Consider the following 12981-nt stretch of genomic DNA (forward strand, 5'->3'; position numbering starts at 1 on the left):
CGACCACACACCGCGGACCCATGCGGGGCCCTCGTCCGGGTGTCCTTCTCCGGTGAGGGCCCCGCGCCATCCGCGGGGACTAGGACCCGGCTCCCGGCTTCACCGCCCCGACCCGTTCGGGTTCCACGAGGCCGTGGAGCCACCGCAGACGGGCGGAGGCGCGTGCCCTCCCGAGAACTGCGCCTGACGGTGAGTCCGGCACGCCGTACCGGACGATGAGGGCGGGGCCCGTCGTGCACCTCGCACGACGGGCCCCGAGCCCATGAGCACGAACGACACACACCTGCTGAGGAAGATATGAGCGACACCCCCACCGGGGACGGTCCGGTCGAGGAGATCCCGTTCGAGGAGATCCCCTCGCTGCTGTTGCGCATGATCCCCGAATCCGCCGGCCCCATCGCCGAGATGTTCCACGAACCCGCGGAAGCGGCCGTCCTGACCACGGACGCGACCGTGATGCTGTACGAACTGCTGGCCGGATGCTTCACCACGCCGGTGCTGATGCCGCAGCTGAGGAGCGACAGCCCGGACACACAGCTGCTCACCCGGTGCTGGGACTTCGTGGAGCGCATCGTGGACCACTCCACGCAGCACGTCGGCGGTGCCGTCTACTTCGAGGTACTGGATCAACTCCTTCTCGACAGCGGTCTGGTGGAGGCCGCCTGGCCCTACATGAAGGAGCGGACCCGGGCACGTACCCTGCTGATGCTCGACGACGCCGACGTTCGCCTGCCCGGAATCAACCGACGGTAGCCCGGGGCGGGACGACAGGCGCGGTGTGCGGCCGGCGGGATCCACCACGCCGGCCGCCCGTCACCTCTCGCACCGAGCGGTCCTCCGACACTTGAGAAACGTTGCGCGGTAGCTCAAAGCTCCGGACGCCCGGCGAAGACGACGCACGTGGTCGGCCCGGGTGTGCCCGGGCACGAGGCCGGCGACGGCCGTGCGAGTGGCACCGGAGCGGTCCACGGACGAACAGCGACTGCCGAGGCCGCCGCGACTGTTCGGATCACGGTGAGCCGGCCGTCCCGCATCGGCTCCCGCCACCAGCCCGCGCTGCGGTTCGCCGGGGCCGTCCTGCACCGTTCCTCACCGGACCACCAGCCGCCGGCGGCCGGTCCGCTCGCCGTCGTCGACGCCGGGCACAAGACCGGGAAGGCCGACGGTCCCCTCAGCACCGGCCTGTACCGGGCACTCGCGCGCACCACCGTGCCCGGTCCGCGCGAGGCGCACCCGGTGTACGCGGCCGGGCACTCCGGCACCGTATGCGATCGGGGGTCCGTCGGTCGCGGGACGCTCGGCCCTCCCGGGACGGGCTGACCGGTGGCCACCGGAAGGCCCGGAACCCCGGCTCGGGTCACCGGTCCCGCAGGAGGGAGCCGTCGTGCGGTCCCGGCAGACGGCGGGCGGCGGTGTCCTCGCGGCCGACCTCGTGGTGGCGGCCGTCGGGGCGGGGAAGGGGTTTGAGGGACACCTCGATGCGGTGGGTGGAGTCGTGGCTCACCGAGGCGCCCAGGCGGGCCTCGACGACGCCCAGGCGCAGGCCCGCGCCGCCCTCGCCGGCCCGGTGGAACTGGACCGAGAACTCCAGGCTGACCTGCTCCACGTGGAACCGCCAGTCGCTCTCCGCGCCTTCCGCCTGGGCCCGCGCCAGCTCCGCGCGCACCGTGCCGATGGCCTCCGCCAGACCGATCGGTTCCGCATTCGCCATATCAACACACCGCCACTTTCGGCTGATTGACCGATCCACCCTGCTCACAAGTCTAGGGACGCCCCACCCTTTGCACGTAGTGTGAGACGGCATGGGGGAACTGCGTGCGGACTGGAGACTCAGGCTGCGACGCGAGGACGCGCACGGCCCCGTCTGCGGCGCCGGCGTGCTCGTCGACCAGTACACGGCGCTGACCTGCGCGCACGTGGTGCGCCGGCCGGACGCCGTCATGTGGCTGGAGTTCGCCGAGAACGGCGGGCTCGAACCGGTCGCCGCGCGGGTCATGCCCGGCGGCTGGCTGGCGGAGGGCGCCGGTGGTGAGGACGTCGCCGTGCTGCGGCTGGACAGTCCTCGTCCGCAGGCGCGCCGTGCTCCGCTGGAGACCGGGCTGTGGGGCGGCATGGAGGTGTACGCGACCGGTTACGCGGAGGGCTTCGACGACGGCATGAGCCTGTGGGGGCGGATCGGCGGCGCCAGCGGTGAGCGGGTGCAGCTCGACGCCGTCACCAGGTCGGAGGTGGTGCGTGCCGGGTTCAGCGGCGCCGGTGTGTGCACCCGGCCCGAGGAGGGCCGGCCCGCCCGGGTGGTGGGCCTCGTCGTCAGCTGGCGCGGGGACCTGGGAGCGGCTCTGCCCGAGGACAACCGGCTCTCCTTCTCGTATCTGATCCCCGTCGGACGTATCGCCGAACTCTCGCCGGTCATCAAGGAGTTGAGCAGTCCGGGCGCCTGGGATCACGGCTTCGAGGAGCGGTTGTCCCGGTGGTTCGGCGATCCGGACGAGGACCCGGTGAAGATCACCGTGGTGCCTCCGGGAAGTGGCAAGGACCGGTCGCTGCGCCATCTGCTGCACCGTGCCCATGTCGTCCATCGTGGCGGCGCCAGCAGACCCGATCTCATCGACCACGCCCTGGACCAGGTCACTTTCCCGGCCGGTGAGTACCTGGCGTACTGGGACTGGCTGCGCGGCGCCAAGGCCCGGCCCGCGCGGGCGGCCGACCGCGTGCCCGTACGGCCGGTCACGGTCCTCGTCGACGGGCTCGACGAGGAGCCGCAGCCGGGTCCCCTCATCGAGATCCTGGCCCGATTACGGGCGTTCGGCTTCCGGTTGCTGATCGTCTTCCGCCACGAGGGCGGGCCCGGCTGGGCCGCGTCCCGTGACCTCCTCCTGCGACCCGCGCTCCTCCACCACGCGGACACCCTGCTCGACCGCTTGCAGCGCGCGGAGTTCAGCCGGGCGATACGCCGCGACATCGTCGACAGCGCCTCCCTGAGCTCCGTGACCGAGACCGCCGACCGGCACCGCGCCACCCGCCGCCTGCTCGACGACGTACGGGACCCGCAACAGCAACTCACCCGGCTGCGCGCGCTGATCAGGACCCTGCGCGCCGACCTGAGACGCTGCGGGGACCGGTGACGCCGTGCACCGTCCGGGCCGGGCAGGGAAGGAGGAGCACGAGAGGATGACGACCTGCCCGCACCGGCGTTTCACCGGGGCCCCCTGCGGCGGCGCCGTACTGCCCACCGGCTACTGCGCCGTCTGCGGTCGCGCGCAGGACGGCCCCGGGCTGCCCGTACTGCCGGAGGACCCCCGCGAACTCGGCCCCCGCGAACTCCTCGCGCTCCCCGAGCGCGAGCCGCGCCCCGCCGAGGAGCGCCTCGTCCGGCCCGAGGCACTGCCGCGCATCCGCATGAGCTGCTCGTCCGCCGACTGCGGCATCACCTTCGCCCCGCCCTACACCGAGGGCCCGGTGCCGATCGAGGGGTTCTGTCCGGCGTGCGGCGAGCGCTACTCGTACCGGCCCGAACTCGTCGAGGGCGACCTGCTGCGCGACCAGTACCGGGTCATGGGACCCATCGCGCACGGCGGCCAGGGCTGGGTCTACCTCGCCGAGGACACCCACCTCGGTGACGTCGTCGCCGTCAAGGGACTGCTCAACCGGTACGAGCACGACGGCGCCCGCCTCGCCGACGTCGAACGCCGCAACCTCGTCGCCATCCGTCACCCCCGCATCGTCCAGATCCGCGACTTCGTCGCCCGCCGGGACGACACCGGTCAGGTCACCGGCGGCTACATCGTCATGGACGACGTCGGTGACGGCACCCTCGCGAAGGTCGCCGAGGAGGTCCGGCGCGGGGAGTCCGTCCTCGACATCGAGCACGTCGCGGCGTACGGCTGCCAGATCCTCGAAGCCTTCGTCCATCTGCACGCCGACGGCGAACGGGTCTTCGTGTACGGGGACATGAAGCCCTCCAACGTGGTGCACCACCGGAACGGCATCAAGGTCATCGACCTCGGCGGCATGCGCGAACAGGGGCAGAGCCTGCCGCCCGCCCATGTCACACCCGACTACATGGCGCCCGAGACCGGGACGTCCGCCGTGCCCACCGTCGCCCACGACCTGCACACCGTCGGCGTCACCCTGCGGGAACTCGCCCGCTGGGCCGTCGCCGACGTACCCGGTCTCGGCACCGCCGCCTTCGACCGGGTAGTCGACCGTGCCGTACGGACCGACCCGTACCGCCGCTTCTCCGACGCCCGCGAGATGGTCGGCCAACTGCGCGGCGCCCTGCGGGAGATCCGCGCGCTGCGCGGCAAGAACGATCCGCCGGAGCCCTCCGACCACTTCCGGCCGTCCACCCGGCTGCCGGGCGCCCGGCTCGGCACGGTGCCGGACATCGGGCACTGGCTGGACCGGCCCCGCCGCGACCGGTACCAGCCGCCCGTGGCACCTGTCCTCGACCTCGGCACACCCACCCCCACCGAGATCGCCGCCTGTCTGCCGGTGCCCAGGCCCTATCCGGGCGATCCGCAGGCCACGCGGTTCGAGGTGAGCAGCGGCTACGACCCGGGTCGGCTCCTGGAGCAGGAGGACGAGAAGCCGCCCTCGGTGGAGATCCGCCTGCACAACGTGCGCGTCCTCCTGGGCCGGAACACCCTCGACGACCTGCGGCGGGCCGAGGAGGAACTCGACACGGCCGACTCCGTCCCGGGGCCGTCCGCCGTGCGCCGGTGGCGGCTGGAGTGGCACCGCGCCCTGCTCGCGCTGTGCAGCGCCGAACTCGACGACGACCCCCGGCAGGTCGCCGAGGCCCGCCACCACTTCACCCAGGTCCACCTCGAGCTGCCCGGTGAGTACGCGCCCAAACTGGCCCTCGCCCACTGTGCGGAGTGGCTCGGCGACGACACCGCCGGACCCACGGCCAAGGAACTGTACGAGGCGGTGTTCGCCCGCAACCCCGCGCACGGCGGCGCCGCCCTCGGCCTGGCCAGGCTCGCGCTCCGCGCGCGCGACCGCCGGACCGCCATCGACGTGCTCGGCCGGGTCCGGCAGGGCACCCTGGACCACACCGTCGCCCGGATCGCCGCCCTGCGCATCCGCGCGGCCCGGCTGCCCGGAGACGGTGATCCGCTGCCCCTGCCCACCGAGGTCGACGCGGCGCTGGCCGAACTGCACGGTCTGGTGGGCCGGCGTCCGGGTGACGGGGAGCCGAGCCTGTCCGAGGACGAGGCGCTGCGCCTGCGCACCGAACTCCACGAGTGGAAACTGGACGCGGTGCACGGCCTCAGCGACCGTCCCGGTTCCCCGGGAGGGGGCGCCGGACGGCTCACCGCCCGCGCCCTGCGCCGTCTGAGCGCGCCGGAGCGCGCGTCGCGCGAGCGGCTGGAGTCGCTCTACCGGCGCCTGGCGGCACATCACCAGGAGCCGGCCGCCGCCCACGAGCACCTGGTGGACCTCATGCACGCGGTACGGCCGCAGACCGTGTTCTGAGCGCACGGCACGACGGAACGGAACAGCACCCGGCGACGAAGGTGAAGAAAAGGAGCGGTGACGTACGACATGAGCAGCCCCACCCGGCCGCCGCAGCCGGGCATCCGACTCCACGTCGACCTCGGCGGTGATCCGCGTCCGCACCGCAGCGCGAAGATCGAGGCGCATCTGCGGGTCAACGTGGCCGCCGGCGGCGCCCCCACCGACCTGCCCGCGGTCCAGCTCGCGGTGATCATCGCGGTGGACGTCGCCGAGTCCAACCGGGAGGCCGTCCGGCACGCCCTGCCGGCGGCGCTGCGCGCCCTGCCCGACCGGATCTCCTTCGCCGTGCTCGGCAGCGGCCCCGAGCCGGTCCGCTGCTATCCGCGGGGCGACGACGAGTGGGCCGTCGCCGACCAGGGCGCAAGACGCCGGGCCGCCTTCGTCGCGGGTTCGCTCCCGCTGCACCGGGAGGGGCCGCGTCCCGCGGGGTACGCCGCCTGGGTGGCCGGGGCGCGCTCCCTGCTCGCCGGCCGGCCGGTGTCCGTACGCCATCTGGTGCTGATCACCGACGGCAGCAGTGCCGCCGCCACCGCCGAGGACCGGCTGGAGGAGGAACTGGACGCCTGCGCGGGGCAGTTCACGTGCGATGTGTTCGCCGTGGGCTCGGACTGGACCCCCGATCCCCTGCTCGTCCTCGCCGAACGGCTGCACGGGACAGCCGAGTTCGTGGACGACGGGCTCGGCCGTGCGATCACCGCCGCCATCCAGCGGCTGCGCCGGGTGCACACTCCCCAGCTGCCGATCGAGGTGACCGTACGGCCCTCCGTGCGCCAGGTCTCGCTCAGCGAGAAGGCGCCCCGGCCGCACCGTCTCGGCGGTCTGCCCGAGCCCGGCCGGCCGCACTGCTGGAGCTTCCCGACCTACCAGTGGGAGCAGGGCGGACGTGACTACCTGCTCACCCTGGTCGCCGACTCCGACGGCGACCCGCTGGAGACCGAGCTGCAGTTCGCCATGGTCTCCATCGGTGACGTCCACGCGCCCGTCACCGCCCGCTGGCACCTCCCCGAGCAGTCACCGCCGCACGCCCCGGCGGGCGCCGACAGCGTACGCACCCTCAACGCCACCGCCAGGATGCGGAGCGCCCTGCGCCAAGGGCTCGTGGCTCTGCGGGAACACCGGCGCGACACCGCGGAGGACCGTCTGGGGCAGGCCGCCCGGCTGGCGGTGCGGTTCGGCACGGACTGGGTGCTGGAAGAGATCCGCGCGGTCGCCCACATCGAGGACGCGGCCGGGGGGCGGGTCCGGCTGCGCACCGTCGACGCCGGCACTCTCGGCCCGATGATCCTGCGCGCCGGGTCCCGTCCCGGCGGCCCCCTGGCCGACGCCGTCGGCTCCCGGCCGGGTCCGGGCTGCGGCGACTGCGGTGCCCCGGCGGGGAGCGAGGCCCGTTACTGCATCGCGTGCGGGAAGAGGCTGCTGTGACGGCCGGACGCGCCGCCTCCCGACGCCGGTACTCCCCCGCCGCCTTCTGGCGCGGGCGCCTGGGCTCCTGGCGGACCCGCCGGCTGCTGGAGGCGCATCTGCTGGTGCTGTTCCTGCTCACGGCCGTGGCGTCGACCGCCCTGTTCCTCTCCAGCCGTCAGGTCCAGCACGGTGCCGAGGCACTGGCGTCCCGCGAGGCGCCGGCCGTGCAGGGGCTCGCCGCCAGCCGGCTCGCGGCCCTGCGTGCCCAGGAGGAGGTCGACCACCTGGTGGAGAGGAACCTCATCGGCGTCGTGGGCTCGGGCGAGGTCTACCGGTCCCAGCTCTCGGCCGCCGACCAGGGCCTGTCCCGGATCGCCGACCGCACGGACCAGGACCTCGGCACGGTCAAGGGTCTGCTCGCCACCTACAGCGACTCCCTCGCCCTCGGCACCTCCCTCTACCGTGACCAGCCCCTCATGCGGGAGCTGCGGCTCAAGGAGGCCCAGTCGCTGCTCACCCGCGACACGGTGGGAGTCGCACCACGTCTGAAGGTCCTGCAGCGCACCCAGTTGGAGCACGCCGAGTCCACGGCCGCCATGGGGTGGTGGCAGCGCGCCGGGTGGTGGATCGCCGAACTCGCGCTGGTCGCGGTGGCCTTGACCCTCCTCTCGGCGCTGTTCGTGCTGCGCGACCGCTGCGGCCGTGACTGGAATCCGTATCTGCTCGCGGCCTTCGTCCTCACCGTGCTGCTCGCGGTGTTCCCGCTGATGACGGCGTACTCCACCCAGGACGATCTCGCCGGGGCGCTCGCGGATCTGCGGCGGATCACCGAGGAGTCCTGGGGGAACGGCCCGCCGGACGAAGCGCAGCAGAAGGTCACGGGGATGTCGGAGGAGGTCCGGCTGCGACTGGCCGACGGCGCGTGGACCGAGTCGGTGTACCGGGGTGCTCTCGTCGGGAGCCTGCTGGCCGTCGTCCTGCCCGCGCTGGGGCTCGGTCTGCGGCTCGACCACGACTACTGGAGGCGACGGTGACCCGGCGGTTCAGGATGCTGGTGTTCGGCGTGGTCATGCTGCTGATCGCGGCCGGCGGCATGGTGGTGGTCTGGGCGCAGCACGACGACGAGGAGCCGGTGACCATCCTCGGGACGTGGACGGCCGAGCAGGCGGAGCAGTTCGAGGACGTGCTGCGGGGTTTCGGCATCCCCTTCCGCTACCAGGGCACCGCGGCCCAGCGGGAGGTACTGCTCTCCAAGGTGCAGTCGGGTGAGCCCCCGGACATCGTGATCATGCCGGGCCTCGGCGAACTCGCCGAGTACGCCGAGGGCCGCCTCCTGGAGCCGCTGGACGAGTTCTACGAGCCGCAGGAGTACGGCGCTCCCTGGATGACGGCCGGTTCGTCCTCCGGGCATGTGTACTGGGTGCCGGTCAAGGCGGACCTGAAGAGCATCGTCTGGTACCGCGAGGGTGAGGAGCCGGGTGATTCACCCGCTCCGCTGAGGAGTTGGTGCATCGGCATGGGGGACGACGGCGCCTCCGGCTGGCCCGGCACCGACTGGATCGAGGACCTCGTGCTGCAACGGGAGGGCCCGGAGGTCTACGAGAAGTGGGCGCTGGGCACGGGCGAGGTGAAGTGGTGGCGAAGTGATCCGGTGCGCACCGCCTGGGAGGCCTGGGCCGGTCTGCTGCGGCAGGACGAGCACGCGGCCAAGGAGGCTCTGCTCACCGATCACCGCGGCGACCCGGACGGCCACGGCCTGCTGTTCGACGGCCCTCAAGGCAGGTGCGCCCTGGAGCACCAGGGCTCCTTCGCGCTCTCCTTCTACCGGTCCGACGCGAAGCACGCGCGCCTGGCGGACTCCGCTCCGCTCCTGCCCGACGGCGGCGGCCGGGTCCGGGCCCACGAGGTGACCGGCGACTTCGCGGCGCTGTTCAGTGACCGCCCCGAGGCGCAGGAACTGATCGAACGGCTGGCTTCGAAGGAGGGCCAGCGGGAATGGGCCGACCGGGCGGGCGTCTTCTCGGCGAACCGTCAGGTGAAGCCGCAGGGCGACGCGGTCAAGGGCGAGATCGCCCGGCGGCTCCGGGAAGGGCCCCGCTGTCTGGACGCCTCGGACGTCATGGCACCCGCCGTGCGGGACGCCTTCTACGAGGCCGTGCTGCTGACCATCGCACGGGCCGCCGGCGGCCAGGACCCCGACGTTCCGGGCCTCCTCCAGGACGTGCAGCGGGTGCAGGACGCGCAGTCCACGCCGGGGGCCGGCGGCAGGGCGGCTCCGAGGACGGTGTGCAGTACGCGGTGACCGGTCGGGGCCCGGCGGGAGGACGTGGTGGGCTCCCCCGCGGACGAGGACCCGCCGGGATCCGGGTGATCTCGTCCGCGTGGATCCCGGCAGCCGCCGAACAGCCCCTGCCTTCTTCGAAGATGTGACGACAGCCATACCCTCGACCGGTACAACCTTTTGGGGCGTTGGCCCGTCTTCTCAGCGACCACTTCGGTCGCGTTCACGAGGAGACCGTCATTTCCGCCATACGCAAGACCCTCACCGCCACCGCCGTCGCCACCGCGGTCCTGGCGGGTTCCGCCGCCTGCGGCACCGTGGAGAACCTGTCCGCGGGACAGAAGCTCGACCAGGCCTTCGAGAAGCTCGGCAAGGAGCGCTCGCTCTCCTTCGAGCTGGACCTGGACACCGACGCCGCGTCGCTGAAGGCGCTGGACGCCGGGTCGGCGCCCGAGGACGCGATGCCCGAAGAGATCGCCGAACTGCTCAGCGACGCGCGGATCTCCCTGTCGGTGCAGTCCAAGAAGCCGCTCGAGGAGTCCGGCGAGAAGGATTTCGACGGTATGGCGCTGAAGTTCAGCGGCCCGGACGGCGGCCTGTTCGAATACCGGATGGTCGGCGACTACACCTACCTCCGTGCCGACCTGGACGCGATCGGGCGGATGAGCGGCAGCCCCATGCCGTCGGCCGACGAACTGCCCGACAGCGCCGGTGCGTTCAAGAAGCTCCTCGCCGGTGAGTGGCTCAAGGTCGCGACGAAGGACCTGGAGGAGACCAGCGAGCAGATGTCGGGGGCGGAGGGCGCCGAGGTCGAGGAGCCCTCGGCGGAGCCCACGCTCGACGCCAAGACGCAGAAGAAGCTCACCAAGGCACTGCGGCAGGTCATCGCCAAGGAGGTCGACTTCAAGACCTCCGAGGGGTCGGACGGCACCGAGCACATCAAGGCCACGGCCCCCTTCCGCACGCTGATGACCGAACTGACCGACGAAATCGGCCCGTTGGCGAAGGAACTGCCGCCGGGCGCCGAGCTGCCGACGGCCAAGGACCTCAAGGACGCGCCGAACGAGAAGGTCACGGCCGACTTCACGCTGAAGAACGGCGAGCTGACCGAGGTCTCCATCGACCTCGCCAAGCTGGCGGAGAAGGCGAAGGTCAAGAAGTTCGCGCTGGTGCTGCGCCTGGGCAAGGGCGAGAAGGCCACGGCCCCGGCGAACGCCACCGAGGTGAACATCGACGAGATCATGGAGGGCTTCTTCGGCGGCTTCGCGGCGGGCGCGCTCGGCGAGGAGGACTTCATGGAGGGCACCGAAGGCTGATCCACAGGTCCGTGACGGGGCGCCGTCCTCCCTGAGGAGGAGACGGCGCCCCGTCTCGTGCGAGCGCACCAGGGGAAAGTGACGGCAGCCGCACGACGCCGTGCGGGGCTCCGCCCGCGAGTCTTGGTACGAAACCGAGACCGAACGCGGAGATCCCTGACCTGTGGCTACCTTCCTGTATCGCATCGGCCGTGGCGCCTTCCGGCGTCGATGGCTCGTGGCACTGCTGTGGGCGGTGATCCTCGGCACCGCCGGGGCCGGCGCCGCCATGGCGCCCGCCGCCGGTGACGACGGCACGTCCTTCATGCCCGGCATCGAGGCGCAGCGGGCCTTCGACCTCATCGGGGAGCGTTTTCCCGGTTCGGACGCCAACGGCGCCGACGCGCGGATCGTGTTCATCGCCCCCGACGGGGAGAAGGTGACCGCCGCCGGCCACCGCGCCGCCATCGACGCGTTCGTGGCCGCGGCCGACGACGGGCCGCAGGTCGCGAGCGCGGTGAGTCCCTTCACGGCGAACGCGGTGAGCGAGGACGCCTCCACCGCCTACGCCACCGTGACCTACGAGGTCTCGTCCGGCGACCTCTCCGACGCCGGACGGACCACGCTGGAGGAGGCCGTCGACGAGGCCCGCGCCTCCGGTCTCACGGTGGAGGCCGGCGGCAGTGCGCTCTCCTCGCAGCCGGCCGCCGGGGGCGCGGCCGAGGCCATCGGCATCGGGCTCGCCGCCGTCGTCCTGCTGATCACGTTCGGTTCCCTCGCGGCGGCCGGGCTGCCCCTGCTCACCGCCGTCGTCGGGGTGGGGATCAGCATGGGCGCGATCCTGGCCCTCGGCAGCGCCCTGGGGCTGTCCATGACCACCGGAACGCTCGCTTCGATGCTCGGCCTCGCGGTCGGCATCGACTACGCCCTGTTCGTGGTCTCCCGCTACCGGGAGGAGCGGGAGAACGGGCACGAACCGCGGGAGGCGGCGGGCCTCGCGGTCGGTACGGCCGGCAGCGCGGTGGTGTTCGCCGGCCTCACGGTCGTCATCGCGCTGGCCGGACTGTCCGTGGTCGGTGTGCCGATGCTGACGAAGATGGGTCTGAGCGCCGCGGGCGCGGTCGTCGTCGGCGTGCTGGTCGCGCTGACCCTGGTGCCCGCCCTGCTGGGGATGTGGCCGAACGCGGTGCTGTCCCGCAAGGCGCGCAAGCGGGGCGGCGCCGCTGCCCGGCGCGTTGACGGTGCGGGCAACGGCGGCTCCCGCTGGGCCCGGTTCGTGCTGCGCCGCCCGGTGACGGTGCTGCTGGCCTGCGTGGCCGGCCTCGGCGTACTCGCCCTGCCGGTCACCGACCTGCAGCTGGGCATGCCGGGCGCCGAGGCGAAGCCGGTCTCGACGACGGAGCGGCGCGCCTACGACGCACTGGCCGAGGGCTTCGGCCCGGGCTTCAACGGCCCGCTGACCGTCGTCGCCGACGTCAGGGGAGCGTCCGACCCCGAGAAGGCCGCGGCCACGGTCGCCGACGCGATCCGGGACACGGACGGTGTCGTGTCCGTCTCGCCGCCCCGCTTCAACGCCGAGGGCGACACCGCCCTGTTCTCGGCGGTCCCGGCGACCGCGCCGAACGACGAGCGCACCAAGGACCTCGTGCAGACCATCCGGGCGGAGCGTCCCGGTCTGGAGGGCGACACGGGCGCGACCTTCGAGGTCACCGGCAGCACGGCGATGAACATCGACGTCGCCCAGGCGCTGCAGGACGCCCTCGTGCCGTACCTCTCCGTCATCGTGGTCCTCTCCCTCCTGCTGCTGATGCTGGTCTTCCGTTCCGTGCTGGTGCCGGTCAAGGCCGCCGTCGGGTTCCTGCTGTCGGTGCTGGCGTCGCTGGGCGCGGTCGTGGCGGTGTTCCAGTGGGGCTGGGGCGCCGGGGTGCTGGGCGTCGAGCAGACCGGGCCGATCATGAGCCTGATGCCGATCTTCCTGGTGGGCATCGTCTTCGGCCTGGCCATGGACTACGAGGTCTTCCTGGTCTCCCGTATGCGGGAGGCGTACGTGCACGGCGAGCGGCCGGCGCAGGCGGTCGTCAGCGGATTCCGGCACAGCGCCCGGGTGGTCGCCGCCGCCGCGGTGATCATGATCGCGGTGTTCTCCGGGTTCGTCGGATCCGGCGAGTCCATGATCAAGACCATCGGTTTCGGTCTCGCGGTAGCCGTGCTGTTCGACGCGTTCGTCGTCCGCATGGCGTTCGTGCCCGCCGTCCTGGCCCTGCTCGGTGACAAGGCGTGGTGGCTGCCCCGCCGGCTCGAGAGGCTGCTGCCCCGCGTCGACGTCGAGGGCACCGGGCTCACCGGGCGGACCACGCCCCTGGGCGGGGACCACCACGCCCAGGAACCGGTCCGCGTCTGATCCGCGGCCCTTCCCCGCGGGCCGCGCGGCCGTGTCCCAGGGCTGCGCGGCCCGCGTCTGTCACGATGTCCCCTCAA

The 12981-nt window shown here is 72.6% G+C and carries 10 protein-coding genes; 9 read left to right on the top strand and 1 reads right to left on the bottom strand.

The window, feature by feature from the left end; all coding sequences use genetic code 11:
• The first annotated feature begins 297 nt into the window (after positions 1-297).
• Both ACFV5H_RS07905 and ACFV5H_RS07910 read left to right on the top strand, forming a co-directional pair.
• Positions 298-753 carry a hypothetical protein gene (locus ACFV5H_RS07905; protein WP_385193409.1) on the top strand — a complete coding sequence of 152 codons (456 nt, stop codon included), beginning with the start codon at positions 298-300 and terminating at the stop codon, positions 751-753.
• Between the two features lie 261 nt (positions 754-1014).
• Positions 1015-1320: a hypothetical protein gene (locus tag ACFV5H_RS07910; RefSeq protein WP_385193412.1), complete on the top strand. Its 306-nt coding sequence runs from the start codon at positions 1015-1017 to the stop codon at positions 1318-1320.
• Positions 1321-1357: 37 nt separating this feature from the next.
• On the opposite strand, the gene ACFV5H_RS07915 is transcribed toward ACFV5H_RS07910, so the two are convergent.
• On the bottom strand, positions 1358-1711 hold the full coding sequence (locus tag ACFV5H_RS07915) for a trypco2 family protein (RefSeq protein ID WP_385052934.1): 354 nt from the start codon (positions 1709-1711) through the stop codon (positions 1358-1360).
• 91 nt (positions 1712-1802) lie between these two features.
• Between ACFV5H_RS07915 and ACFV5H_RS07920 the strand changes: the two genes are divergently transcribed.
• The 7 genes from ACFV5H_RS07920 (at position 1803) to ACFV5H_RS07950 (ending at position 12904) form a co-directional block, all read left to right on the top strand.
• Positions 1803-3125 (top strand): serine protease, encoded by a 1323-nt coding sequence (locus tag ACFV5H_RS07920; RefSeq protein WP_385052937.1) that lies wholly within the window; start codon positions 1803-1805, stop codon positions 3123-3125.
• A 46-nt stretch (positions 3126-3171) separates the two neighbouring features.
• A complete protein-coding gene (locus ACFV5H_RS07925; protein ID WP_385193415.1) occupies positions 3172-5481 on the top strand; it encodes a tetratricopeptide repeat protein in 2310 nt (769 codons plus the stop codon).
• A gap of 69 nt (positions 5482-5550) precedes the next feature.
• A complete protein-coding gene (locus ACFV5H_RS07930) occupies positions 5551-6945 on the top strand; it encodes a hypothetical protein (protein WP_385193418.1) in 1395 nt (464 codons plus the stop codon).
• Complete coding sequence (locus ACFV5H_RS07935) at positions 6942-7961, top strand: hypothetical protein (RefSeq protein WP_385052945.1); 1020 nt, start codon at positions 6942-6944, stop codon at positions 7959-7961. Before ACFV5H_RS07930 ends, ACFV5H_RS07935 begins: the two co-directional genes overlap by 4 nt.
• Positions 7958-9229 carry an ABC transporter substrate-binding protein gene (locus ACFV5H_RS07940; RefSeq protein ID WP_385193421.1) on the top strand — a complete coding sequence of 424 codons (1272 nt, stop codon included), beginning with the start codon at positions 7958-7960 and terminating at the stop codon, positions 9227-9229. Before ACFV5H_RS07935 ends, ACFV5H_RS07940 begins: the two co-directional genes overlap by 4 nt.
• Before the next feature lie 296 nt (positions 9230-9525).
• Complete coding sequence (locus tag ACFV5H_RS07945; protein WP_385193602.1) at positions 9526-10524, top strand: hypothetical protein; 999 nt, start codon at positions 9526-9528, stop codon at positions 10522-10524.
• A gap of 163 nt (positions 10525-10687) precedes the next feature.
• Positions 10688-12904, top strand: a complete 2217-nt coding sequence (locus ACFV5H_RS07950) for an MMPL family transporter (RefSeq protein WP_385193424.1) — start codon at positions 10688-10690, stop codon at positions 12902-12904.
• Positions 12905-12981 lie beyond the last annotated feature (77 nt).

This window comes from Streptomyces sp. NPDC059787 (assembly GCF_042732315.1).
GTDB classification, from domain to species: Bacteria; Actinomycetota; Actinomycetes; order Streptomycetales; family Streptomycetaceae; genus Streptomyces; species Streptomyces atrovirens.

Coding starts and splice junctions, on each gene's coding strand:
- ACFV5H_RS07920 (WP_385052937.1), top strand. CDS start 1,803: ATGGGGGAACTGCGTGCGGACTGGAGACTCAGGCTGCGACGCGAGGAC.
- ACFV5H_RS07915 (WP_385052934.1), bottom strand. CDS start 1,711: ATGGCGAATGCGGAACCGATCGGTCTGGCGGAGGCCATCGGCACGGTG.
- ACFV5H_RS07905 (WP_385193409.1), top strand. CDS start 298: ATGAGCGACACCCCCACCGGGGACGGTCCGGTCGAGGAGATCCCGTTC.
- ACFV5H_RS07930 (WP_385193418.1), top strand. CDS start 5,551: ATGAGCAGCCCCACCCGGCCGCCGCAGCCGGGCATCCGACTCCACGTC.
- ACFV5H_RS07925 (WP_385193415.1), top strand. CDS start 3,172: ATGACGACCTGCCCGCACCGGCGTTTCACCGGGGCCCCCTGCGGCGGC.